This window comes from Streptomyces chartreusis (genome assembly GCF_008704715.1).
Classification (GTDB): Bacteria; Actinomycetota; Actinomycetes; order Streptomycetales; family Streptomycetaceae; genus Streptomyces; species Streptomyces chartreusis.
The window spans coordinates 9,406,002-9,428,812 of the sequence record NZ_CP023689.1; the positions used below are offsets into that span (position 1 = coordinate 9,406,002).

The following is a 22,811-nucleotide window of genomic DNA, read 5'->3' on the forward strand; positions in this document are numbered from 1 at the left end:
CGGATCAGGGCGTGGGGATGCCGGCGGGGCGCGCCGGACGGCCGAGCCGGACCGGGACGCCGGGGGAGTACAGCACGCTGGCCGGGGCGCCGCTCGGGGCCGGCAGTCCGGCCGCCGTGATCAGGTTCTCCTTGCAGGTCAGCAGCTCGGCGCGGTACAGCGGCCACCGGGGGTGGTGGTTGGGCAGGAACGCCAGCGATTCGGGCCCGCCGAAGAAGGCGTTGTGCATGCCCCAGCGCGCGGTGAGGAAGTGCTCCAGCTCGGTGGGCTCCTCGATGCGTTCGCCGGTGCGCACGGTGATGCGGCTGTACGCGCCGCGCGGCCCCGGCCAGCGGCGGGAACTGGTGTAGGTGACGGTGTCGCCGGCCTGCCGGACGGACATCCGGGACCACAGGTACGGCAGCCGGAAGCCGGCGCGCCCCATCACGACCGGGATCAGCCGCGAGGCGTCCATCGACCGGAACACGACCCCGCGCCGCCCGTGCTCGTCCACCGAGTACAGCCGCACGTTCGTCTCCGGGAAGGTCCCGAGATACGGCACCCCCGGCATCCGCAGCCAGCCCACCCGGTGCATCCGGAAGGCGACAAGACCGACGTAGGTGACCCCGTCGTGGGTGTCCGCGACGGTGCCCCGCGGCAGCAGCGCCGTCACCACGGCGGGGTCGACCGCCCAGTGGACGAAGGCGAGGTCCAACCACTCCTGGGTGAGGAGCGGAGTGCGTATACGGGCGGGGGCGTCCGGCGTGACGGGCGTGGGTTTCGGCACGATGACAGGATGACAGAACCGGCCCCGCGCTCCGTGGAACCCCAGGTCAGCGGTAGCGGGCGGTGACGCCGGCAAGGTAGCCGCGCAGCATGATCCGGGCCTCTTCGAGCAGAGCCGGATCGCCCTCGGGGTCCCGGCGGAACGCCTCCTGGGCGAGAGCGTCGGCGGCGAGGACCGCGGCCTGGCAGGCATGGGAGAGGGCCGCGTCGTCCCGGGCGAGGTCGAGGGCCAGCAGGATGTGCCGGATGCCGTCCGCCATCCGGCGCTTGTGCTCGCGGTCGGCCGCGCGGATCTGCTCGGTGAGGCTGCTGCCGAACCACAGGGCCCGGAAGCCGTGCTCGGTGCGGTAGATCGCCGCGTAGGTGTCGATCAGCACGGCGACGGGATCCTCCCACCGCTCGGCCGTCGCCGACCCGACGAGGTCGTCCATGGTCGTCTCCAGCCGGGCGAAGTAGCCCGCCGCGAGGGCGTCGACGATGGCGTCCCGGTCGGGCAGGTACTGGTACAGCGAACCGACCGAGACCTTCGCCTCCGCCGCGATCCGCGTCGTCGTCAGCGCCTGCGCGCCCTCGCGTACCAGGACGCGCTCGGCGGCCTGGAGGACCCGGGCGAGACGGGCCTTGCTGCGTGCCTGCTGGGGTGTGCGGCGCAGCGGGACCTGCCAGGTGCCGTCGGGATCCGGGGTCGGATCGCCCATGTGCGGCCTCCGAATGTGAACGTGACTTTGTTTCAGCTTTAGGCTAGCGTCGCGCGCATGACAGGCTCAAGCTCGGTGCTGGGTCAGGAGCGCGCCGCCGTGGCCGAGGCGTGCCGTCGGCTGGGGGCGGAGGGCCTGCTCATCGGCACGGCCGGCAACGTCAGCACACGCGTCGACGACCGGGTCGCGATCACCGCCACCGGCGCGGTGCTCGCCGAACTCACGCCGGACCAGGTGACCGTGGTCGACCTCGACGGCACCGTCGTGGCCGGGACGCTCGAACCCACCTCCGAACTCGACCTCCACCTCGGCGTCTACCGCCGCTACGGCACCGGTGCCGTCGTCCACACCCACGCCCCCATGGCGACGGCACTGTCCTGCGTGCTCGACGAACTGCCTTGCATCCACTATCAGTTGCTCTCCCTCGGCGGCTCCGTGCGCGTCGCACCGTACGCCACCTTCGGCACCCCCGAACTCGCCGAGTCCGTCCTGACGGCGCTGGACGGCCGCAGCGCCGCACTGATGGCGAGCCACGGCGCCCTCACCCACGCCCCGACCCTCGGCAAGGCCGTCGAGCACGCGCTCCTGCTGGAGTGGGCGTGCGGTGTCTACCAGCGCGCGGCAGCCCTCGGCACGCCCCGCGTCCTCGACGAGCAGCAGCAACTCGCCGTGATCGAGGCCGCGCTCGCCCGGAACTACGGCACCACCCACCCCGTACCACCCGTGCAGGAGGGAAACCGATGAAGGTCGTCACGCTGGGCGTGCATGTGCTGGACGTGCTGGTGCGGCCCGTCGAGGCCATACCCGAGGGCCAGGGCGCCACACTGGTCGAGGACATCAGGATGACCGCCGCCGGCACGGCCGGCGGAACCGCGCTCACCCTCGCCAAGCTCGGCGCCACGGTGTACAGCGCCGGGGCGATCGGGTCGGACCCCACCGGGGACATGCTCGTCCAGCTCCTCGGCGCGGCCGGCATCGACACCCGGCACCTGGTCCGCCGCACGGACACCGCCACCTCCGCGAGTGTCCTGCCCATCCGCCCCAACGGCGACCGCCCCTCCCTGCACCTCCTCGGCGCCAACATCACCTACGGCCCCGACGACGTGCCCTGGGACGCCATCGCCGAAGCCGACCACCTGCACCTCGGCGGCCCCGAACTGATCGGCGTCGACACCGCCACACGCATCCTGTCGCACGCCAAGGAACACGGCGTGACGACCTCGGTCGACCTACTGGCACCAGGCGTTCTCGGCAGCTTCGAGCAGATCGAGGCCGCCCTGCCGTACGTCGACCACATGCTGCCCAACGAGGACCAGGTCCTCGGCTTCACCGGCGAACAGGACCTGATCACGGGCGCGCAGAAGCTCCTGGCCGCCGGGGCGGGCCTGGTCGCCGTCACCCGCGGCGGCGACGGCGCGCTGCTGGTGACCCCGGACGGCACCGAGCAGGTGCCCGCCTTCGCGATCGACGTCGTGGACACCACCGGCTGCGGCGACGCCTTCTCGGCCGGCTTCGTCCGTGGCACGGGCCTGGGCCGGGCGCCGCACGCGGCGGCCGTCCTGGGCTGCGCGGCGGCGGCCCTGGTGGCGCAGGGACTCGGCAGCGATCACGGGGACTTCGACCTCGCCGCCGCGGACGCGTTCGCGCAGGAGCACAAGCCGCGCACCTGAGGTGCCGTCAGTCGTCCCGGTGGCTGACGATGTTGAGGACGTTGCCGTCGGGCGCTCGCACGAGGAACCTGCGCAGGCCCCAGGGTTCGTCGGTGAGCGGGTGCACGATCTCGTATCCGTGGCGCAGGGCGTCGGCGTATGCCAGGTCGACGCCCGCGCCGACGCGGACCGATACGGCCGCGAGCTCGGGCGCCGTCGCGTCGCGGGTCACGAGCTGGATCTGCGCCCGGCCGTCGGGAGACCGGTAGCGGGCTACCCAGCCCATGTCGAAGTCCTCGACGCTCAGTCCGAGATAGCCGGTGTAGAAGTCGCGGGCGGCGGCGATGTCGAGGACGTGGAGGTTGGGCGTGATGCCGGTGGGCTCCATCGTGATTCCTTTCCGGGCCGGTCTGGCGCCCCCGACGCTACGCTTCAGCCGCTCGTCCGGCGTGGACCGGCGCCCGCTCGTCGCACATGCGCCGGCCGGCCCGGAAGCGGCTCAGTCGAGAGCGTCCTCCATGTCCGTCTGCCAGTAGGTGACGCTCAGCGCGCTGTCGTAGTGGACGCCCTTGGCCGGAAGGCCGGGCGCGGCGGCCGGTCCGCCGTCGCTGTTCGGGGTACGGCCCTGGAACCCGACGACGAGCTTGTGGCCGGTGTCTCCGCCCGTGCCGCTGCCGTCGGCCGCGCTGAGCAGGACGCCCGCATAGCCGGATCCGCCCGGCTCCAGCATCGTCACGGCCTGCGGCTGGGTGTCCTCGATCGCCTGCGGCACCCACTGCATCTCGTCGAAGCGGAGCACCGGGTAGTACATCAGCGCGCATCGCTTCGAGCCGGTGTTGGTCACGGTGAGCAGCATGTGGTTGAGCGGCCGGGAGACCGGCTGGGCCGTGGTCCTGGTGTTGGACCCGTTGCAGATGGTCAGGTCCTGCGGGCCGTCGTCGTTCTTCGCGCCCTGGCCGGCCTTGCCGCCCGAGCCGTTCTGCGCCGACTTGACCGGGTCGGCGGACCCGCCCGACGACTGCCCCGAACCGCCGCTCCCGCCGGTCTGCTGCGGCGACTTCCCCGGCGCGGGCTTCGACACGTCCTTGGTCGCGCTCGGCGAACCCGACTGCGCGGCGCCCTCGTCCCGGGTGCCGGTGCCGCTCTGGCAGGCGGTCAGGGCGAGGGCGCTCAGGGCGACGCCGGTGGCGGCGAGGAGGCGGGCGTGACGGAAGGTGCGCATGGCTGATTCCTTGTCGGTGCAAAGGGTTTGGGCGCGTCCGCTCGACCGGTTGCCGGGAGCGGCGTGCTTGGATGACCAGAGCTTGATCCGTGTTCCGTCCCGCCCGCACCCACGGCGGGCGATCAGGGACGCTGGAATGGCTGGAACATGTCTGACCTGGTGAAACGTCCGTCCCCTGGAACGGGGGAACGGGACATGGGGGGTGGAGGAACGGTGTCGGAAGGCACTGCGGCGGCCGAATTCGCGGCACTTCTGCGGCAGTTGAAGGACCGCTCGGGGCTCAGCTACGGAGTCCTCGGCAAACGGCTGCACATGAGCACGTCGACGCTGCATCGGTACTGCAACGGGGATGCCGTGCCCACCGACTACGCGCCCGTCGAGCGGCTGGCACGGCTGTGCAAGGCCTCGCCGGACGAGCTGGTGGAGCTGCATCGGCGGTGGGTGCTGGCGGACGGGGCGCGGGGGAAGAAGGGCGCTGCGGAAGCGGCTGCCTCCTCCGACGCTCCGGCCCTCGTGCCCGACGCCCCGGGCCTGTTGGAGCCGGACAGTGCGGGCCGCCAGGACGGCCGGGGACGCCTCCACCGCCGTACCGCCGCCATCGCCGGTACCGGACTGGCCGCAGTCCTCGGTGCCGTCGTGCTCGCCATGGGTCTGCCGTCGGGCGGGGAGCAGGGCGACGAAGGCCGGGGGAGTCCCGTCGGCGCCGCCACCACGAAGGGCGTCTCCGGTGGGCCCACGCGGACGGAAGCGAGCGCGTCACCGTCCCCGTCCACCCGGTCCCGGGAACGGAACTCCCCTTCCCCTTCCCTTTCCCCGACTCCGACCAGGAACAGTGCCAGGGGTGCCGAGACGGCCGACGAGCCCCCACTCACCGTCAACACCCGGCCGTACACCTGGGAGGGCCCCTGCTCCCAGCACTACCTGATCGACCGGCCCGCGCCGGACGTCGGCCCGCCCCCGGTGGAGCAGGACGCGCCGGCCTGGGTCGGGGCGCACAAGGCGGTGTCGGCCGGCGAGCAGCTGGTGAAGCTGACCGTCCAGGGCACCGGGGAGGAGACGGTGGTCGTCGACAGCCTCAGGGTCCGGGTCGTCGGCAAGGACACGCCACCGGACTGGAACGACTACGTGATGGGCGTCGGCTGCGGAGGCGGTGTGCCGACCCGGCCCTTCAGCGTGGCACTCGACGCGGCGCGGCCGACCGTCGTCGCCGGGGACGGGCAGCGGGACTTCCCGTTCAAGGTGAGCGAGTCGGACCCGGAGGTCTTCGAGGTCACGGCCGACGCGTCGGCGTACGACGTGCGTTGGTATCTGGAGCTGGCCTGGTCCAGCGGCGACCGCAAGGGGACGCTGGTCGTCGACGACGACGGGCGGCCGTTCCGCACGAGCGGCAACAACGGGCGCCTGGCCTACGAGTTCCCGCTCGGCGGCCAGAAGTGGTCGAAGTCAGTGGGAGGTTGAGCGGGCAGCCTTGGTTGACCCTTGCAGGGCTCAGCAGTCCCCGGCAGCCGACCCGGGTCTCACACGGTGGCGAGGGACACCTCGGTCGACTTGAACAGGACGGTGACGGCGGAACCCGCCGTCAGCCCCAGTTCGCCGACCGCGTCCGCGGTGATCGCGGCCGTCACCTCGCCGCCGTCGACGGAGACCCGCACCGAGGCCATGGCGGCGCCCGTCGCGACCTCGCGCACGGTGCCGGGCAGCCGGTTGCGGATGGACAGGCCCTCGACCGGACCGGTGGCCAGCGCGACCTCCGTCGCCTTGACCAGGGCCTGTACGGCGGAGCCCGCCGCGAGGCCCAGATCCCTGACCGCGTCGACGGTGATGGCGGCCGTGACGTCCTGACCGCCGTCGAGGCGGACCCGGACCGTCGCCATGGCCTCCCCCGGAGTGACGGAGGTGACGGTGCCGGGGATCTGGTTGCGGATGCTCAGGCTCATGGTCGTACGCCTCGCAGAGTGAGGGGGATTTGTCCCCATTGGGGTGCTGTGCGGCCCACGGTAGTCCCGCGGGCGCGCCGTCCGCGGGAACCCCGTCGCAACCGCGAGGCGAAGGGGCCGCCGCACCTCGCAGAACCGGGCGCCACCACCTCTCAGGCCGGGTACGCGTGCGTCTGGGTCGCCTTTGCCGTCGCCCACACGGTGGCTCCGGGCCGCAGGTCCAGCTCGGCGGCGGCGATGGTCGTGAGGTCGGCCGCCAGCGGCAGTTCTCCGGCGAGGTCGGCGCGGATCTGGTCCCCGTGCGTCTCCAGGCCGACGACCTCGCAGCGCCAGAGATTGCGGGCGCTGGAGCCGGTCGGGCGGTCACGGTGCAGGGTGACCGCACCGGGCGGGAAGGCGACGAAGACCGGGCCGGTGAGGTCCTCGGTGGTCGTGATCGCGGGGCCGCCGTCGACGCGGACCGTGTGCCCCTGCGCCTCGCCCCGGTACAGGTTGAGGCCGACCAGATGCGCGATGTAGTCGGTGCGCGGATGGCGGGCGATGTCCGACGGCGTGCCCTCCTGGACGACCCGGCCGTCCTCGATGACGACCAGCCGGTCGGCGAGCACCATCGCGTCCAGCGGATCGTGCGTGACGAGTACGGCGACCGCTTCGAAGTCGGCCAGGTGGTGACGGAGCTGGGCGCGGACGTCGAGGCGGGTCCGGGCGTCGAGGGCGGCGAGCGGTTCGTCGAGCAGCAGCAGACGAGGGTGCGTGGCCAGTGCGCGGGCGAGGGCGACACGCTGGGCCTGCCCGCCGGAGAGCTTGCGCGGTTTGCTGCCGGCGTGCGCGCTCAGACCCATGCGCTCCAGCCACTCGGCGGCGCCGGCACGGGCCTCCGCCTTGGTGGCGCCGTGGCAGCGCGGCCCGAACGCCACATTGTCCAGCGCGGACAGATGCGGGAAGAGCAGATAGTCCTGGAAGACGACCCCGACCGGCCGGGACTCCGGCCGCGTACGCTCCAACTCGGCGCCGTCCAGCCGGAGATGACCGCCGGAGAGCGGGACGAGCCCGGCGAGGGCGCGCAGCGCGGTCGTCTTGCCCGCGCCGTTGGGGCCGAGCAGCGCGACCACCTCGCCGGGCGCGGCGCTCAGCGGCACGTCGAGGCGGAAGGTGCCACGCTCCACCACCAGGCGGGCGTCCAGGCCCGCGCCGGTCCCGGCGGGAGCGTCGACGGCGGTCTTCTCGGTGTCGGTCATGAGGCGGTCATCCATCGGTCACGCAACCCCGCCAGCACCGCGATCGACACGGCGAGCAGCACCAGGCTGAGGGCGATCGCCGCTTCGGGGTCGTTCTGGAGGGCGAGGTACACGGCGAGCGGCATGGTCTGGGTACGGCCCGGGAAGTTGCCGGCGAAGGTGATCGTGGCGCCGAACTCGCCGAGCGCCCGGGCCCAGGCGAGGACGGCGCCGGCGGCGATGCCCGGCGCGATCAGCGGCAGGGTGACCCGGCGGAACGCGGTGAAGCGGGAGGCGCCCAGCGTCGTGGCGGCCTCCTCGTAGCGCGGGTCCGCGGCCCGCAGGGTGCCCTCCACGCTGATGACGAGGAACGGCATCGCGACGAACGCCTCCGCGACCACCACGCCCGCCGTCGTGAACGGCAGCGTCACCCCGAACCAGTCGTCCAGCCATCTGCCCACGACGCCGTTGCGGCCGAGCGCCATCAGCAGCGCCACACCGCCGACGACCGGCGGCAGGACGAGAGGGAGGGTGACCAGGGCCCGTACGAGACCGCGCCCGGGGAACTCCACCCGGGCGAGCAGCCAGGCCAGCGGCACCCCGATCACCAGGCTCACCGCGGTCGCCGCCGTCGCGCAGAGCAGGGAGAGCTGGAGCGCCTGCCACACCTCGGAGCTGGTCAGCAGATCGGGCATGCTGCGCCACGGGGCGCGGATCAGCAGGGCGACGAGCGGCAGAACCAGAAAGGCGAGACCGATCAGTGCGGGCACGAGCAGCGGCAACGGGGCGCCCCCGCGCTCCCCGCGCACGCGGACGCGGCCGCGCCGCGGGCCACCGGTCAGGGTGTCCGCGGCGCCGGCCTTGTCCATGGACGGTCCGGTCACGGCTGGAGGAACCCGGCCTCGGACAGGACCTTCTGGCCGTCGGCGGACTGCACCAGCGCGATGAACGCCTTGGCGGCGTCGCTGTTCTGCGACTCCTTCAGCACCGTGATCGGGTAGTCGTTGATGGCGTCGGCGGACTCGGGGAACTCCACGCCCTCCACCTTGTCACCCGCCGCCTTCACATCGGTCTTGTAGACGACCGCGGCGTCGGCCTCCTTCAGCACCACCTTGTTCAGGGCGGACTTGACGTCCTCCTCGTAGGAGACCGGCGTGAGCTTCAGCTTGCTCGCCTCGATCGCCTTCTCGGCGGCAGCGCCGCACGGCACCGTCTTGTCGCACAGCACGACCTTCAGGTCCGACTTGGCGAGGTCCTTGAGGGAGGCGATCTTGTCCGGGTTGCCCGGCAGGGTCGCGATCTCCAGCTGGTTGCGCACGAAGGTGGCCGGCGTGCCCGCGGCGTCCCCCGCATCGGTCACGATCTTCATCGTCTTCGGGCTGGCCGAGGCGAACACGTCGGCGGGCGCACCGCCGGTGATGCTCGCGGCGAGCGCGTCGCTGCCGCCGAAGCTGAAGGTCACCTTCGTGCCCGGGTGCTCCTTCTCGAACTCCTTCCCCAGCGTCGTGAAGCTCTCCTTCAGCGAGGCCGCCGCGAAGACGGTCACCTCACCGGACAGCTTGTCCGAGGCGGACGCCGACGCGGACGAGTCCGACGTCTTGGCGGAGTCCGAGTCGGAGGACGAGCAGGCACTCAGGGCCAGCAGGGCGGCGGCGCCTGCGCCGGTCACCTTCAGCATCCGGCGGGTCCGGCGCACGGAACGGGTCATCACGGGTCCACTCCCTCTGGTCCTGACGGACACAGCTACGGTCTCAACGACCTTGCTCACGGTCTTACGACGTTGCTCACGGTCTGACGACCTTGTTCGGTCTTTCGATCTCTACGGCCGCTCGACGACCACGTTGGTCGACTTGATCACGGCGACGGCCGGCACACCGGGTTCCAGGCGAAGGTCCTCGGCCGACTCCCGGCTGACCATCGCGACCACCCGGAACGGTCCGGCCTGGATCTCCACCTGCGCCGACACGTCACCGAGGGTCACGTCGGTGACGATGCCGGAGAACCGGTTGCGGGCCGAGGAGCCGGTGGACTCCCGTGCGGCCCGGTGCAACTGCCGGGCGTAGGCGGCGAGGGCCGGGCCGGGGATGATGCGGTGGCCCTGCCCGTCCCGGACGGCGGTGAGTTTCCCGCCGTCCACCAGACGCCTCACGGTGTCGGCGCTCACGCCGAGTAACGCTGCCGCGTCACCGATCCGGTAGGTGTGCATGCGCTGATGATACTGCCGCAGATGCGAGGGGAAAGTCTCTTGTCGCATTGCATGAGCTGGATCATCCCTGGACTGGCATGGCATGTGCGTTTGTACGGGACCGCTGCTCGGGTACGGTCATCCGGGAGGTGGTAGCCCGTGAGTCAGTCCTTCGCAGCTGCCCGTACGACCGCCGGTCAGGCGGCGGAACTCGTCCTCGCCGGCGATCTGGACAACCCGGCCCGCCTGACGGTGCCCGATCTGCTCGGCTGGCCGCAGCACCGTGCCGAGGTCGCCTTCGAGTGCGCCACCAGCGGCATCCAGTACCACCGCTTCACCGGGCCGCTCCTGCACGACGTCCTCATGGACGCGGGCCCCGTCTTCGACCCCGCCCGCCGCAAGGACCGGCTGCGCTTCCTGATCGCCGTGCGCGGCACCGACGGCCACCACGCCCTGCTGTCCTGGGCCGAGATCGACCCGGACTTCGGCCGGGCCCCCGTCCTGCTGGCGGTCACCCTCGACGACACCGGGCTCGACCTCGCCGGCCCCCAGCTCGTCCTGCCGCAGGACCGCTGCGGCGCCCGGTACATCAGCGGCATCGAGGCGATCCACGTGGACGGCGGCTACCGCGCCTGGGACTGACGACGACCGGCTCACCGATCGGCCACGCCCGCGTCCCGCAGCCCCAGCCACACCCGGTCCCGGGTCAGCGGGACCTCGGTGAAGCGGACGCCGGTCGCGTCGCGCAGGGCGTTGGCGAAGGCGGGGGCGATCGGGTTGAAAGGGCTCTCGCTCATCGACTTGGCGCCCAGGGGCCCGATCGCGTCGGCCGTTTCCATGAAGTGGACCTCGGTGCGCGGGACGTCGGCGAACTGGGGGAGCCGGTAGCGGCGGAACGCGGCCGTCTCCACCTCGCCGCGCCCGTCGACGCGCACGTTCTCGAAGAGCGTGGCCCCGAGGGCCTGGGCGACACCGCCCTCGACCTGGCCCCGGCACTGCATGGGGTTCATGACCTTGCCCGCGTCGGCGGCGTGCACGCTGCGCAGGATGCGGATCTCGCCGGTGCCCGGGTCGACGGCCAGCCTGAACCACTGGGCGTTGAAGGCGACCGAGCGCGGGGTGCCGCCGAAGTGGCCGTCGGCGGCGAACTCGACACCGACCGCGCCGGCCACGACGTACAGCTCCTTGAGGGCCAGTCGCCCACCGGGGTGTGTCACCGCCTCCTCGACGAGCCGGCACTCGGCCCGGGGCACGCGCAGATGGGCGGCGGCGAAGTCGAGGAGCATGTCGGCCAGGGCGCGGGAGGCGCGCAGCGTGGCCTTGCCCGCCACGACCGTCCCGGTGGAGGCGAAGGCGCCCGTGTCGTGTCGTACGACGTCCGTGTCGGACTGGCGGACGGCGATCCGGTCGACCGTCGTGGCGAGTTCACCGGCCGCGATCTGCCTGTGCACGGTCGTGGTGCCGTTGCCGAACTCCGCCGTGCCGACCGCCAGATCGAAGCTGCCGTCCGGCAGCAGTGTGGCGCGCGCGTCGGCGATGTGGCCGCCGGGCGGGCCGGTCGCGATCATCGCGAGGGCCGTGCCCTCACCCACCAGCCAGCCCTCGGGCGCGGGTTCGCCCCCGGGCTCCTCCTGGGCGCGCCGCACGACGGCGAGACACTGATCCAGGCCGTAGCTGGCGATGTGCAGGTCCTCCTCGTGACCGCCGGGGGTGACCATCGGCTCGCCCCGGCCGATGATGTTGCGGGCCTTGAACTCCAGCGGATCCAGGCCGAGTCGGCGGGCCACCTCGTCGAAGGCCGACTCGACGGCGAACGTCACCTGCCCGAGGCCGTACCCGCGGAATGCGCCCGCCGGGACGTTGTGCGTGTAGACCGAGTACGCGTCGACCTTCTTGTTCGGGGCGCGGTAGACGGCCATGGACTCGCCGACGCTGTGGAACATCACCGCCGGGCCGTGGTTGCCGTACGCGCCCGTGTCGGCCACGACCCGCAGCCGCAGCGCGGTGAGGGTGCCGTCGCTGCGGGCGCCCACCTTCACGCCGATGGTGAAGGGGTGCCGGGTGGTGGCTCCGTGGAACTGCTCGGCCCGCGTGTACTCCAGCTTCACCGGGCGGCGCAGCTTCAGCACCGCCAGCGCCACGACGTCCTCGACGAGCATCTCCTGTTTGCCGCCGAAGCCGCCGCCGACCCGGCCCGCGATGACCCGGACCTTCTCCTGAGGCAGGTCGTACAGGGCGCACAGGGCGCGGCGGGTCAGGAACGGTGTCTGTGAACTGGTGCGCACGGTGAGGCGGCCGTTCTCGTCGAACCAGGCCACCGCGCCGTGCGTCTCCAGACTGGCGTGCTGGACGCGCTGGGTGCGGTACGTGTCCTCGTACACGACGTCGGCCTCGGCGAAGCCCGCCTCCACGTCGCCGATCTCGCCGTGCGCCTCGCCCACCACGTTCGCTTCGGGACGGGCGATGCGGGCCGTCGCGGCGTCCTTGGCGTGGACGACGGGCGCGCCCGGCCGCATGGCCGCCTCGGGGTCGAGCACCGCGGGCAGCACGTCGTACGTCACCTCGACGAGCCGGCAGCCCTCCTCGGCGGCGGCCTCGCTGTCGGCGACGACGGCGGCGACACGCTGGCCCACGAAGCGGACGGTGTCGTCGAGGACGCGGGTGTCGTCCGGGTCCTCCTCGGGGTGCTCGTGGCGGGCCGTGGAGAAGTGCCGTTCGGGCGCGTCTCGGTGGGTGAGCACCGCGTGCACTCCCGGCACGCGCAGGGCCGCGGTCGTGTCGACGGCGACGATGCGGGCGTGCGCGTGCGGAGAACGCAGGAGCTTCATGTGGAGCAGGCCGGGCACGTCGATGTCGAAGGTGTAGCGGGCGGTGCCGGTGACGACCTGCGGACCGGCGGGAGCGGGGAGGTTGCGGCCGACGGACTGACCGGCGTCGGGTGCCTCGACGTGGCAGACGCCGCGTACCGCGTCCTCGATGGCCCGGTAGCCGGTGCAGCGGCACAGGTTGCCCTTGAACGCCCTGGGCAGATCCGCGAGTTGGTCGTCGTCCAGGGCGGCCGTCGTCATCAGGTACCCGGCGGTGCAGAACCCGCACTGGAAGCCCTGGGCGTCGAGGAACCGCTGCTGCACGGAGTGGAGTTCGCCGTCCGGGGAGGCGAGCCCCTCGACCGTGGTGACCGTACGGCCGTCGGCCCGGAAGGCCGGGTACAGACAGCTGTGGACCGGCTCGCCGTCCACATGGACCGTGCAGGCGCCGCAGTCACCCGCGTCGCATCCCTTCTTCACACCGAACCAGCCGCGTTCACGCAGATACGTCCGCAGACACTGGCCCGGGCGGGACTCCTCCTCGTGGGAACGGCCGTTGACCTCGATCCTCATCGGACCACCTCCTTGCGGATCTCCTCCGCGTACCGGTACGTCATGTGCCGCCGCCACTCGGGCAGCCCATGGATGTCGTCGAACCACTCGTCGTCCGCCACGGCCGCGCCGATCGCCGACCGCAGCGCCCCGGCGGTCGGCGGCAGCGGGAACCACAGCCGGATCGGCCGCACGGTCGACGCGGTCACCGTGACCGCGAGCGATCCGTCGAGCGGGTCCAGCGCGCCGATGACCAGCACACCGGAGCGACCCAGCCCGTACAGCGACGCCTGCCGGAACGCCGTACGGCAGTCGAGGGCGCGGGCCGGCAGGGTCACGGACCGCAGCAACTCGCCCTCGGTCAGGTCCTTGCGGCCCGCGCCGGTCACGAAGTCGGCGACGCGCACCCGGCGGCGTACACCGTCCTGGGCGACGAGCAGGCACTCACCGTCGAGAGCGGCGGTCAGGGAGATCATCGGGCCGGCCGGGAGGGCGTTGCACAGGTTGCCGCCGACGGTCGCCATGTTCCAGATCTTGAACGAGGCGAGGAAGGCCCGGCAGCACTGCTCGAACAGCGGCGCCGTCTGCACCGAGAGGCCCTTCGCGAAGCGTGAGAGCCGGGCGATGGTGCAGGTCGCGGCGATCTCCAGCGAGCCGTCCGGATGCCGTCGCACCGGTTCCCAGTCGGTCCGGCTCAGGTCCACCAGACGCCGCAGGTGAGGCTGCGGCTCGGAGAACAGATACGTGCCGCCGCCCAGCCAGGCGTCGCCCGGCCGCCAGGGCCGGGGCTCCCTGGCGTCGCGTATCTCCACCACCGTGTTCAGGTCCATGGCCGTCAGTGAAGCAACGCGAACCGGCCCGGGACGACTGGTTCCGAACACGGAAACACCGACTCTTCCGGTGGTGACTCTGGAGGATCATCCAAGAGGCATTTCGTTCGTTTCATCTGGCATTTACGATGCTGAAATCCGTATCTGCCTGGTGGATGCGGTCTCGTCGGACGGGCGGCCGGGAGTGGCTGGATCCGGCGGTCGCGACAAGGAGCCGGAGCACATGCACGTCGAACACCTCCTGAGGGACGAGACCCTCGGCCTGCGCCTGCTGTGGGCCGAGGACACACTGCTGGACCGGGAGATCAGCGGTGTCACCGTCACGGATCTGGAGGACCCCGTCCGCTTCGTGCGGCCGGGAGAAGTCGTGCTCAGCGGACTGGTGTGGTGGACGCCGGACGGCGGGCAGGACAAGGCGGAGCGCTTCGTGGCCGGGCTGCGTGGCGCCGACGCCGCCGTGCTGCTGGCGGGGGAGGAGACGCACGGCACGGTCCCCGACGACCTCGTCGAGGCGTGCGTACGGCACGGCATCCCGGTGGCGGCCGTCCCGGCCCATGTGATGTTCCGGGCCGTCACCGACCAGGTGTACTTCCAGCAGTGGGGGGAGCTGAGCCGCCATCACGCGCTGCCCGAGGTCGCCCGTGCCCGGCTGAGCCGGCTCGCCGCTCAGGACGCCGGCCCGGAGGCGTTGCTCGCCGCCGCTTTCGCCCACCTCGGACGGACGGCCGCCGCCTACGTCCTCACCGCCACCGGACGCACGGTCGCGGCCACCGAGGGCGCCCGCGCACTGCCCGCCGAGGAGGCCGTCGCGGCGCTGATGGACGGCTCCGGCACGACGATCCCGGTCGACGCCGAGGCCGCCACCACACCGTACGAACGCCTGCACCTCTACCTCCCCGACCCGGACGCCGCCCCGCCCCGCATGCTGCACGAGGTCGCCGCGATCCTCGGCCGCGGCCAGGAAGCACGGACCCGGCGCCGCGCCGCCGCCCGCCGGGCGGTGGACGAACTCGGCACACTGCTGGCCCGGTCCGGCACCGAGGCCACCGACGTGGCGGCCGCACTGCGGACCTGCGGCCTGCCGAACGCCGACGGCCCGTACCAGGTGGTCACCGCCGACACCGCTGACCGGCGCGAGGGCCTGGCGGAAGGCGCGCTCGCGGAGGCGGTGGCGCACGTGGCCGGGCCGGGACCCGCGGCCGTGGGACGGCTCGCGGACGGCACCGCCTTCGCGGTCGTCCCCGGCGACCTCCCCGCCGGCTTCGGCGAGGTCTGGCCGCTCGTCGCCGGATGCGAACCGTCCGTGCCGCTGCACGGCGGCGCCGGGTCACCGGCCGCCGGGCCGGAGGGGCTTGCAGGGGCACTGGCGGAGGCCCGCTACGCCCTGGCCTCGGCACGGAGCACCGCGCCGGACGCCTCCCTCCTCACCGACGCCACCGCGTTCACCGGCCTCGACACGCTGCTGACCGGAGTGCCGGCCGAGGTCCGCACCGCGTACAGCCGCACCGTCCTCGGATCCCTCATCGACACCGGAAACACCTCCGCCGCCCCGTTGTTGCACACCCTGCGGACCTTCCTCGCCTGCGACGGCTCCTGGGCCCGCACCGCGGAGGCCCTGCACCTGCACGTCAACACCGTCCACTACCGCATCCAGCGCATCGAGCACTTCACCGGACGCGACCTGTCCCGCCTCGCCGACCGCCTAGACCTGTGGGCGGCCCTGCTGTGCCGGTCGTGACCGGCAGAGCCGGTGGGTAGGCCCACCGGAACCCCGGAAGGACCCGCATGCAACTGCGCCAGCTGGAATACCTGGTCGCCCTCGCCCGCGAACGTCACTTCGTCCGCGCGGCCGCCGCCTGCTACGTCTCCCAGCCCTCACTGTCGGCCGCGATACGGCGGCTGGAACACGAGCTGGGCGTGCCGATCGTGCGCCGCGGCAGACGCTACGAGGGCCTGACCCCGGAGGGCGAGGTGGTGCTGGCCTGGGCGCACCGCATGCTCGCCGAACGCGACGCCCTGCGCCAGGAGTTGTCGTCCCTGCGCGACGGCCTTACCGGCACGCTCCGCCTCGGCGTCGTCCCCACCGCGCTGCCCGCCGCCTCCCTCCTGACGACCCCCTTCTGCGAACGCCACTCCCGGGCCGGCGTCAGCATCGAGTCGCTCTCCTCGGCCGACATCACCTACGGGCTCACCGAGTTCGAACTGGACGCGGCGATGACGTACCTCGACGACGACACGCTGGGCGACCTGCGCCGACTGCCCCTGTACGAGGAGCGGTACATGCTGCTGACGCCGTTGGACGGGCCGCTCGCGGGCGCCGGGTCGGCGAGCTGGTCGCAGGCCGCGGCGCTGCCGCTGTGCCTGCTGAACTCCCGTATGCGCAACCGCCGCATCATGGACGAGTGCTTCGCCGCGGACGGCGCCACCGCCACCCCGGCGATCGAGTCGGACACCGTCGCCGGCCTGTACGCGCACCTTCCGCGCGGCCGCTGGTCGAGCGTCATCTCGCACGCCTGGCTGCACATGTTCGGCGTACCGGAGGGGATGCGGGTGGTCCCGCTGGAAGGACCCGCGCACGGACCGCGGGTGGGGCTGGTGACCGGCCCCGACGAACCGCCCTCCGTCCTGGCCGGCGCCTTGCTGGCGGTGGCGCGGGAGGCCGGCGTACGGGAGGCCCTGGACGCGTTGCTGCGGACGTATCTCGACGCTCACGACCACTGATAGCCGTCGGCTATACCGGCATAGCAAAGTTCGCTTTGACCAGGGCATTCGACGGCGAGGATCGTGAACTGCACCTTCCCACGACGCCAGTTGAGGAGCCGCGACATGGCCAAGGTGCTCTGCGTCCTGTACGACGACCCCACCGACGGACACCCGACGACGTACGCCCGCGACGACCTCCCCGCCATCGACCACTACCCCGGCGGCCAGACCACGCCCACCCCCGAGGCCGTCGACTTCACCCCCGGCCACCTCCTCGGCAGCGTCTCCGGCGAACTCGGCCTGCGCGACTACCTGGAGAAGGCCGGCCACACCCTCGTCGTCACCTCGGACAAGGACGGCGACGGGTCCGTCTTCGACCGCGAGCTGCCCGACGCGGACATCGTCATCTCGCAGCCGTTCTGGCCGGCGTACCTCACCGCGGAGCGGATCGCCGCCGCGAGGAACCTCAAGCTGGCTGTCACCGCGGGCATCGGCTCCGACCACGTCGACCTCGACGCCGCGATCGCGCACGGCGTGACGGTCGCCGAGGTGACGTACTGCAACAGCATCAGCGTCGCCGAACACGTGGTGATGACGACGCTGTCCCTGGTGCGCAACTACCTGCCGTCCCATCAGGTCGTGCTGGACGGCGGCTGGAACATCGCCGACTGCGTGGCCCGCTCCTACGACCTGGAGGGCATGCACGTCGGCACGGTCGCCGCCGGCCGGATCGGCCTCGCGGTGCTGCGCCGCCTCGCGCCCTTCGACGTGAAACTGCACTACACCGACCGGCACCGGCTGCCGCGCGAGGTGGAGGAGGAGCTGGGGCTCACCTTCCACGCGACGGCCGCCGACATGGTGCCGCACTGCGACGTCGTCACGATCAACGCACCGCTGCACCCGGAGACGGAGGGCCTGTTCGGCGACAAGCTGCTGGCGACGATGAAGCGCGGCGCCTACCTCATCAACACGGCCCGGGCGCGGATCGTCGATCGTGACGCCGTCGACCGAGCCCTGCGCAGCGGGCAGTTGGCCGGATACGGGGGCGACGTCTGGTATCCGCAGCCGGCCCCCGCCGATCACCCCTGGCGCACCATGCCGCACCAGGGCATGACCCCGCACATCTCGGGCTCCTCCGTGTCGGCGCAGGCCCGATACGCGGCCGGCACCCGGGAGATCCTGGAGTCCTGGTTCACCGGCCGCCCCATCCGCGACGAGTACCTGATCGTCGACGGGGGAGCCCTCGCCGGGACCGGCGCCCACTCCTACTCGGTCACCAAGTGACCCGGCGCTCCGTCACCCGGTGACCGCGGAGGCCACCGCCCGCCACCCTCACACGCGGTCGATGTGCACGTTCGTCGACTTCACCCGGGCGGTGGCCTCCATCCCGACCTCGAGCCCCAACTCCTCCACGGCCTCCCGCGTCAGCAGCGACACCAGGCGGTGCGGTCCGGCCTGGATCTCCACCTGGGCCGCCACGTCACCCAGCTTGATCGCGGTGACGATGCCCGGGAAGGCGTTGCGGACCGAGGTGTAGGAGGCGTCCTCCTCGCCGCTGCCGCCCTTCGCGAGCTCCACCGAGAAGGCGGCCAGGTCCTTCCCGTCGATGAGGCGCCTGCCGCTCTCGTCGCGATGGGTCGCCACCCGCCCCGCGTCCGCCCACCGTCGCGCGGTGTCCGGACTGACGCCGAGCAGCCGTGCGGCCTGGCCGATCGTGTATGCCTGCATGCAGGCCAAGATAGGTCAGCGGCGGGGCAGGCCGGTGACGCGCCCCGGCCGACGGCTAGCCGTGCAGTTCGCGGTACGCGACGACCGCCCCCGGATGCAGCGGCACGGACCCGGTCGAGATCAGGCTGCGGGCGTCCAGGAACTGGGTGCCCAGGGCCGAGCTCGGGACGAGGTGGGTGGCGCGGCGGACCAGGACGTCGGTGAGGGCGGCGGCGACGGGGGAGGGCAGATCGGGGCGGCACAGCAGCAGATTGGCGACGCCGATCGTGGTCACCTCGGGCGTGCCCCGGTACGCCCCGGCCGGCACCGTCACCGCCTCCAGGCCCGGCCCGGAGGGCTCCGTGCCCCGCAGGCGGGGGAGCAGCGAGGCAAGCGGCAGCAGCCGTATGCCGCGCCGGGCGCCGAGCCCGGAGAGCGCCGGCAGCGGCAGGCCGCCCGACACCAGCAGGGCGTCGATCGCCCCGTCCCGCATCGCGCGCACCGCCTGCGGCAGCAGCAGGCGGCGGACCTGGACGTCGGCGCCAGGGGTCAGTCCCGCGGCCCGCAGCAGCCGGTCGCCGAGCACGGCGCCGCCGGACGCGGGCGCGCCCAGCGAGACGGTGTGTCCCGCCAGGTCGGCGACCGTACGTATCGGCGCGTCGGCACGCACCGCGAGCTGGAGATAGTTCTCGTACACCCGGCCGATCGCCCGCAGCGGGACCGGGCGGCCGAACGGTGCCGAACCGTCGTACGCGGCCCACGCGATGTCGGCCAGGGACAGCGCCACGTCGGCCTCGCGGGCCTGGAGCATGCGGATGTTGTCGACGCTGGCCTCGCTGTGGATCACCTCGCAGGACAGCCGGGGGTAGGCCGCCCGCACCTGGCCGGCGAGGAGCCGTCCGAAGGCCGCGTAGAGGTTGCCGGACTCGCCGGTCGCGATCCGCAGCCTGCCCTCCGGTCCCCGGTCCGTGTGCCGGGCGTCGGCCGTCCCGGCGGCCGCGAGCAGCCCCGTGCACGCCACGCCGACGGCGGCGCGCAGGACGGTCCGGCGGGTCGGGCCGGTCATGGCGTACGTCCCTTCGCGGCCGATGTCGTCTCCTCGTCGGCGCGCGGGAGTACGACCCTGACCCGCAGGCCGTGCGGCTCGGCCGACGCGAACTCGACGTGACCGCCGCGCCCGGCCACCAACTGCTCGGCGATCGCCAGACCGAGGCCGCTGCCGCGCACGTCACGGTGACGCTCGGAGCGCCAGAACCGGGTGCCCGCCTGCGGCAGTTCCGCCGTGCCGAGGCCCGGGCCGTCGTCCCGTACCTCGAACACCGCGTGCGGGCCCTCGGTGAAGCAGCGCGTCCCGACGCGGGCGCGGCTGCCGGCGTACTTGATCGCGTTGTCCAGGAGGATGTCGGCGACCTGGGCCAGCTCACCCTCCGTGCAGGCCATGCGGACGACGCGGCCGGGGGCGTGGTCGAGGCGGACTCCGGCCTGTTCGGCGACCGGTCGCCAGAGCTGCACCTGGGCCTCGGCGACGCCGGTCGCGTCGCAGCACGCCGCCGGCGCGTCCGTCACGGCCAGCTCGCCGGCGCGGTGCTCGGCGTTCGCCAGGGCGAGCAGATCGTCCAGGAGGTGCTCCATGCGTTCCAGTTCGCCGGTCACGCCCGTGTACGTGCGGGTGGCGGAGTCGGGCAGCCGCAGCTGGAGGGAGTCGATGCGCAGGCGCAGCGCGGCGAGCGGATTGCGCAGTTGGTGGGAGGTGTCGGCGACCAGCCGCCGCTGCTGTTCCAATGCCGTGGTCACCGCGTCGGCCATGCGGTTGAAGCCGGTGGCCAGTTGCCGCAGCTCGGGCGGCCCGCCGGCCCGGGCGTGCTCGGCCGGCAGCCCCGCCGCGAGCGCGCCGACCGCCCGGTCCAGGTGGTGCAGGGGCCGTACGACCCACCGCGTGGCGGCGCGGGCGAGCAGCACGCAGGCCACCGCGAACAGCCCCGCCCCGGCCAGGACCAGCGCCCAGCGCAGGGCGATGTCGTCGGCGGCGGCCCGCACCGACGCCCGCAGCACCACGGCGCCGGAAACTCGGGTGCCGGTGCCCACCGGGCGGGCGAGCAGTCGGTCGCCCCGGGACCAGGGGCGCAGCGTGCCCCCGGGGGAGACGCGCTGGTTGCGCAGCGCCGCGTCGACCAGCCTCGCGACGACCGGGTCCGCGGCGCGCAGGCCGCCCGCCTGCACGACCGGCGCGCGGCGGGCGTCGACGACCACGACCGCCTCGCCGTACAGCTCGGCATACCGTCTCACCTCGGCCGTCAGCGCCCCGGTGTCGCCGCTCTCGGCGGCCTGCGCGGCCAGTCCGGCGAAACGGTCCAGGTCACCGGTGCGGGCCGCGACCAGCTGCTCGGTGCGCTGGGTGGCGGTGACACCGAGCAGCGGCACAGCGAAACCGGCCACCGCGAGCACCGCGAAGGCCAGGACGACGGTCAGCACCCGAGTGCGCATGGCCCGCTTCAGCCGCCGAACCGGTAGCCGAAGCCGCGGATCGTCGTCAGCACCTCGGGGCGGCCGAGCTTGGCCCGCAGCTGGGTGAGGTGGACGTCGAGGGAGCGGGACACCGCCAGATAGGCGTCGCCCCACACCTCGTCCATCAGCTGCTGGCGGCTGACCGCCGTACCGGCCCGGCCCGCCAGCGCGGCCAGCACCGCGAACTCCTTCGTGGTCAGCCGCACCTCCGCACCGCCCACCGTCACCCGGCGCGCGTCGAGATCGACCTCGACGTCACCGGCGCGGGCCGTGCGCGGGGCAGGTGCCGCCGGGGTGGCCGGCGTCGCGGCCCGGCGGGTCACGGCCTCGATCCGGGCCAGCAGCTCGGCCAGCCGCACCGGCTTGACCAGGTAGTCGTCGGCGCCCAGCCGCAGGCCGCGCACCACCGACCGTTCGTCGCCCCGCGCGGTGAGGACCACGACCGGAAGGCCGCTCACCGCGCGCAGCTTGCGCAGGACCTCGAGCCCGTCGAGGTCCGGCAGGCCAAGGTCGAGCAACAGCAGGTCGGCCTGGCGGTGGCGGGCGAAGACATCCTCGCCGCGCCGCACCCGGGTGGGCAGATGACCGTGCTCGTACAGGGCCTCGGTCAGGGCACCGGCCACCCCGTCGTCGTCCTCGGCCAGCAGTACGCGCACGCTCGCCACCCTCCCAGTCAGTCCTTGGCCTCGCTCTCCAGCGGCGATCCGTCCGACGTCTCGCGCATCCGAATGTAGACGAGCAGGGAGACCAGGACGCAGGCGGTGACGTAGTAGAAGTACCAGCTCTCGTGGCCGGCGTCCTTGAACCACAGGGCGACGTACTCGGCGGTCCCGCCGAACAGGGCCACGGTCAGCGCGTAGGGCAGACCGACGCCCAGCGCCCGGATCGACGTCGGGAACAGCTCGGCCTTCACCACCGCGCTGATCGACGTGTACAGGGAGCTGACGGCCAGCGGTCCGACCATGAGCAGGAACGCGTACAAGGGATCGCTGGTGTGCGACAGGAGGGTCAGCGAGGGCACCACCACGATCGCGCCCAGCACACCGAACCCGATCAGCATCGGACGCCGCCCGATCCGGTCGGACAGCAGCCCCATGACCGGCTGGAGCAGGACGAACACCAGCAGCGCGAAGAAGTTGATCCAGGCCGCCGTCGGCTTGGCGATGCCGCTGGTGTTGACCATGAACTTCTGCAAGTACGTCGTGTACGTGTAGAAGAACAGCGTGCCGCCCATGGTCAGGCCGACGACGATCAGGCACTGCCGGGGGTACGAAAGGAGCATGCGCAGGCTGCCACGAGCCGGACCGGAGCCCTTCTCGGCCTCTGCGGCCACGCGCTCGAAGCTCTCCGACTCGTCCATGCCGCGCCGCAGCCACAGCACGACGATCGCCCCGGCGGCACCGACGACGAACGCGATCCGCCAGCCCCACGACTCCATCTGCGTGTCGCTGAGCAGCTGCTGCAGGATGATCTGGAGGCCGAGCGCCGTCAGCTGCCCGGCGATGAGGGTGACGTACTGGAAGCTGGAGTAGTAGCCGCGCCGGCCGGGCGAGGCGACCTCCGACATGTAGGTCGCCGAGGTCGAGTACTCCCCGCCGACCGACAGCCCTTGCAGCAGCCGCGCAGTCACCAGCAGCACCGGCGCGACGACGCCGATCGTGTCGTACGACGGCGTCAGCGCCACGATCAGCGAACCGGCCGCCATCAGGGTCACCGACAGCGTCAGCGCCGAGCGCCGCCCCCGCCGGTCGGCGTACCGCCCCAGCACCCAGCCGCCGATCGGCCGCATCAGGAAGCCGACGGCGAACACGGCGGCGGTGTTCAGCAGCTGTGCGGTCTGATCGCCGGACGGGAAGAACGCGGCGGCGAAGTACACACTGAACGCGGTGTACGCGTACCAGTCGTACCACTCGATCAGATTGCCGATCGAGCCACGCACGATGTTGCTGACAACCCTGCGCTCGCCCTGACGCGACTTCCGCGTATCCGCGGTCGTGGTCTGTGTGGCCATCGAGAACTCCCTTGTCTGCGGCC

General features: G+C 72.6%; 23 protein-coding genes. 7 read left to right on the forward strand and 16 right to left on the reverse strand.

Annotated features, from left to right (window positions below):
• Positions 1-4: 4 nt before the first annotated feature.
• Both CP983_RS41645 and CP983_RS41650 read right to left on the reverse strand, forming a co-directional pair.
• Positions 5-766, reverse strand: a complete 762-nt coding sequence (locus CP983_RS41645) for a YqjF family protein (protein WP_150505651.1) — start codon at positions 764-766, stop codon at positions 5-7.
• A gap of 46 nt (positions 767-812) precedes the next feature.
• Positions 813-1,463, reverse strand: a complete 651-nt coding sequence (locus tag CP983_RS41650) for a TetR/AcrR family transcriptional regulator (protein ID WP_150505652.1) — start codon at positions 1,461-1,463, stop codon at positions 813-815.
• Between the two features lie 57 nt (positions 1,464-1,520).
• Between CP983_RS41650 and CP983_RS41655 the strand changes: the two genes are divergently transcribed.
• Positions 1,521-2,207 (forward strand): class II aldolase/adducin family protein, encoded by a 687-nt coding sequence (locus CP983_RS41655; RefSeq protein WP_030954917.1) that lies wholly within the window; start codon positions 1,521-1,523, stop codon positions 2,205-2,207.
• The gene (locus CP983_RS41660) at positions 2,204-3,133 is read left to right on the forward strand and encodes a carbohydrate kinase family protein (RefSeq protein ID WP_150505654.1); all 930 of its coding nucleotides are present in this window, start codon (positions 2,204-2,206) and stop codon (positions 3,131-3,133) included. Before CP983_RS41655 ends, CP983_RS41660 begins: the two co-directional genes overlap by 4 nt.
• A gap of 7 nt (positions 3,134-3,140) precedes the next feature.
• Here the strand turns inward: CP983_RS41660 and CP983_RS41665 are convergent, their stop codons facing one another.
• Together CP983_RS41665 and CP983_RS41670 are read right to left on the reverse strand one after the other, a co-directional pair.
• Positions 3,141-3,500: a VOC family protein gene (locus CP983_RS41665; RefSeq protein WP_150505656.1), complete on the reverse strand. Its 360-nt coding sequence runs from the start codon at positions 3,498-3,500 to the stop codon at positions 3,141-3,143.
• A 111-nt stretch (positions 3,501-3,611) separates the two neighbouring features.
• Positions 3,612-4,334 carry a DUF4232 domain-containing protein gene (locus CP983_RS41670; protein WP_150505657.1) on the reverse strand — a complete coding sequence of 241 codons (723 nt, stop codon included), beginning with the start codon at positions 4,332-4,334 and terminating at the stop codon, positions 3,612-3,614.
• A gap of 213 nt (positions 4,335-4,547) precedes the next feature.
• On the opposite strand from CP983_RS41670, the gene CP983_RS41675 reads away from it, so the two are divergent.
• Positions 4,548-5,792, forward strand: coding sequence for a helix-turn-helix domain-containing protein (locus tag CP983_RS41675; RefSeq protein WP_189748921.1), 1,245 nt, complete (start codon positions 4,548-4,550; stop codon positions 5,790-5,792).
• Positions 5,793-5,851: 59 nt separating this feature from the next.
• On the opposite strand, the gene CP983_RS41680 is transcribed toward CP983_RS41675, so the two are convergent.
• The 5 genes from CP983_RS41680 to CP983_RS41700 form a co-directional block, all read right to left on the reverse strand.
• The gene (locus CP983_RS41680; RefSeq protein WP_107909635.1) at positions 5,852-6,271 is read right to left on the reverse strand and encodes a TOBE domain-containing protein; all 420 of its coding nucleotides are present in this window, start codon (positions 6,269-6,271) and stop codon (positions 5,852-5,854) included.
• Positions 6,272-6,423: 152 nt separating this feature from the next.
• Positions 6,424-7,509, reverse strand: a complete 1,086-nt coding sequence (locus tag CP983_RS41685; RefSeq protein WP_150505661.1) for an ABC transporter ATP-binding protein — start codon at positions 7,507-7,509, stop codon at positions 6,424-6,426.
• Complete coding sequence (gene modB, locus CP983_RS41690) at positions 7,506-8,357, reverse strand: molybdate ABC transporter permease subunit (protein WP_107909633.1); 852 nt, start codon at positions 8,355-8,357, stop codon at positions 7,506-7,508. Before modB ends, CP983_RS41685 begins: the two co-directional genes overlap by 4 nt.
• An 11-nt stretch (positions 8,358-8,368) precedes the next feature.
• The gene (gene modA / locus CP983_RS41695) at positions 8,369-9,196 is read right to left on the reverse strand and encodes a molybdate ABC transporter substrate-binding protein (RefSeq protein WP_150505663.1); all 828 of its coding nucleotides are present in this window, start codon (positions 9,194-9,196) and stop codon (positions 8,369-8,371) included.
• A gap of 111 nt (positions 9,197-9,307) precedes the next feature.
• On the reverse strand, positions 9,308-9,694 hold the full coding sequence (locus tag CP983_RS41700; RefSeq protein ID WP_176578801.1) for a TOBE domain-containing protein: 387 nt from the start codon (positions 9,692-9,694) through the stop codon (positions 9,308-9,310).
• Between the two features lie 138 nt (positions 9,695-9,832).
• Here CP983_RS41700 and CP983_RS41705 point away from each other — a divergent pair, with 138 nt between their 5' ends.
• Positions 9,833-10,315 carry a molybdopterin-dependent oxidoreductase gene (locus CP983_RS41705; protein WP_125526948.1) on the forward strand — a complete coding sequence of 161 codons (483 nt, stop codon included), beginning with the start codon at positions 9,833-9,835 and terminating at the stop codon, positions 10,313-10,315.
• A gap of 11 nt (positions 10,316-10,326) precedes the next feature.
• Here CP983_RS41705 and CP983_RS41710 read toward each other — a convergent pair whose 3' ends face one another.
• Complete coding sequence (locus tag CP983_RS41710; RefSeq protein ID WP_150505664.1) at positions 10,327-13,053, reverse strand: molybdopterin-dependent oxidoreductase; 2,727 nt, start codon at positions 13,051-13,053, stop codon at positions 10,327-10,329.
• A complete protein-coding gene (locus CP983_RS41715; RefSeq protein ID WP_150505666.1) occupies positions 13,050-13,862 on the reverse strand; it encodes an FAD binding domain-containing protein in 813 nt (270 codons plus the stop codon). Before CP983_RS41715 ends, CP983_RS41710 begins: the two co-directional genes overlap by 4 nt.
• A gap of 223 nt (positions 13,863-14,085) precedes the next feature.
• Here CP983_RS41715 and CP983_RS41720 point away from each other — a divergent pair, with 223 nt between their 5' ends.
• The 3 genes from CP983_RS41720 to CP983_RS41730 all read left to right on the forward strand — a co-directional run bounded on the left by CP983_RS41720 (position 14,086) and on the right by CP983_RS41730 (position 17,849).
• Complete coding sequence (locus tag CP983_RS41720) at positions 14,086-15,600, forward strand: PucR family transcriptional regulator (RefSeq protein WP_150505668.1); 1,515 nt, start codon at positions 14,086-14,088, stop codon at positions 15,598-15,600.
• A gap of 47 nt (positions 15,601-15,647) precedes the next feature.
• Positions 15,648-16,583 (forward strand): LysR family transcriptional regulator, encoded by a 936-nt coding sequence (locus tag CP983_RS41725; RefSeq protein ID WP_150505670.1) that lies wholly within the window; start codon positions 15,648-15,650, stop codon positions 16,581-16,583.
• A gap of 105 nt (positions 16,584-16,688) precedes the next feature.
• Positions 16,689-17,849, forward strand: coding sequence for an NAD-dependent formate dehydrogenase (locus tag CP983_RS41730; protein ID WP_150505672.1), 1,161 nt, complete (start codon positions 16,689-16,691; stop codon positions 17,847-17,849).
• A 48-nt stretch (positions 17,850-17,897) separates the two neighbouring features.
• Here CP983_RS41730 and CP983_RS41735 read toward each other — a convergent pair whose 3' ends face one another.
• From CP983_RS41735 to CP983_RS41755, 5 genes are read right to left on the reverse strand one after another with little or no spacing between them, the layout of a single operon-like run.
• Positions 17,898-18,293 carry a TOBE domain-containing protein gene (locus CP983_RS41735; protein ID WP_030955054.1) on the reverse strand — a complete coding sequence of 132 codons (396 nt, stop codon included), beginning with the start codon at positions 18,291-18,293 and terminating at the stop codon, positions 17,898-17,900.
• 55 nt (positions 18,294-18,348) lie between these two features.
• Complete coding sequence (locus CP983_RS41740; RefSeq protein WP_150505674.1) at positions 18,349-19,338, reverse strand: TAXI family TRAP transporter solute-binding subunit; 990 nt, start codon at positions 19,336-19,338, stop codon at positions 18,349-18,351.
• Positions 19,335-20,756 (reverse strand): sensor histidine kinase, encoded by a 1,422-nt coding sequence (locus CP983_RS41745; RefSeq protein WP_150505676.1) that lies wholly within the window; start codon positions 20,754-20,756, stop codon positions 19,335-19,337. Before CP983_RS41745 ends, CP983_RS41740 begins: the two co-directional genes overlap by 4 nt.
• An 8-nt stretch (positions 20,757-20,764) precedes the next feature.
• Entirely contained in the window at positions 20,765-21,433 is a 669-nt protein-coding gene (locus CP983_RS41750; RefSeq protein ID WP_150505678.1) for a response regulator transcription factor, read from the reverse strand.
• A gap of 17 nt (positions 21,434-21,450) precedes the next feature.
• On the reverse strand, positions 21,451-22,788 hold the full coding sequence (locus tag CP983_RS41755) for an MFS transporter (protein WP_107909623.1): 1,338 nt from the start codon (positions 22,786-22,788) through the stop codon (positions 21,451-21,453).
• Positions 22,789-22,811: the final 23 nt, after the last annotated feature.

Bases quoted from the DNA above. Each gene is read 5' to 3' on its own strand.
- CP983_RS41660 (WP_150505654.1), top strand. From the start codon at position 2,204: ATGAAGGTCGTCACGCTGGGCGTGCATGTGCTGGACGTGCTGGTGCGG.
- CP983_RS41670 (WP_150505657.1), bottom strand. From the start codon at position 4,334: ATGCGCACCTTCCGTCACGCCCGCCTCCTCGCCGCCACCGGCGTCGCC.
- CP983_RS41735 (WP_030955054.1), bottom strand. From the start codon at position 18,293: ATGCAGGCATACACGATCGGCCAGGCCGCACGGCTGCTCGGCGTCAGT.
- CP983_RS41745 (WP_150505676.1), bottom strand. From the start codon at position 20,756: ATGCGCACTCGGGTGCTGACCGTCGTCCTGGCCTTCGCGGTGCTCGCG.
- CP983_RS41730 (WP_150505672.1), top strand. From the start codon at position 16,689: ATGGCCAAGGTGCTCTGCGTCCTGTACGACGACCCCACCGACGGACAC.
- CP983_RS41725 (WP_150505670.1), top strand. From the start codon at position 15,648: ATGCAACTGCGCCAGCTGGAATACCTGGTCGCCCTCGCCCGCGAACGT.
- CP983_RS41655 (WP_030954917.1), top strand. From the start codon at position 1,521: ATGACAGGCTCAAGCTCGGTGCTGGGTCAGGAGCGCGCCGCCGTGGCC.
- CP983_RS41740 (WP_150505674.1), bottom strand. From the start codon at position 19,338: ATGACCGGCCCGACCCGCCGGACCGTCCTGCGCGCCGCCGTCGGCGTG.
- CP983_RS41700 (WP_176578801.1), bottom strand. From the start codon at position 9,694: ATGCACACCTACCGGATCGGTGACGCGGCAGCGTTACTCGGCGTGAGC.
- CP983_RS41665 (WP_150505656.1), bottom strand. From the start codon at position 3,500: ATGGAGCCCACCGGCATCACGCCCAACCTCCACGTCCTCGACATCGCC.
- CP983_RS41680 (WP_107909635.1), bottom strand. From the start codon at position 6,271: ATGAGCCTGAGCATCCGCAACCAGATCCCCGGCACCGTCACCTCCGTC.
- CP983_RS41755 (WP_107909623.1), bottom strand. From the start codon at position 22,788: ATGGCCACACAGACCACGACCGCGGATACGCGGAAGTCGCGTCAGGGC.
- modA (WP_150505663.1), bottom strand. From the start codon at position 9,196: ATGACCCGTTCCGTGCGCCGGACCCGCCGGATGCTGAAGGTGACCGGC.
- CP983_RS41720 (WP_150505668.1), top strand. From the start codon at position 14,086: ATGCACGTCGAACACCTCCTGAGGGACGAGACCCTCGGCCTGCGCCTG.
- CP983_RS41650 (WP_150505652.1), bottom strand. From the start codon at position 1,463: ATGGGCGATCCGACCCCGGATCCCGACGGCACCTGGCAGGTCCCGCTG.
- modB (WP_107909633.1), bottom strand. From the start codon at position 8,357: ATGGACAAGGCCGGCGCCGCGGACACCCTGACCGGTGGCCCGCGGCGC.
- CP983_RS41715 (WP_150505666.1), bottom strand. From the start codon at position 13,862: ATGGACCTGAACACGGTGGTGGAGATACGCGACGCCAGGGAGCCCCGG.
- CP983_RS41710 (WP_150505664.1), bottom strand. From the start codon at position 13,053: ATGAGGATCGAGGTCAACGGCCGTTCCCACGAGGAGGAGTCCCGCCCG.
- CP983_RS41685 (WP_150505661.1), bottom strand. From the start codon at position 7,509: ATGACCGACACCGAGAAGACCGCCGTCGACGCTCCCGCCGGGACCGGC.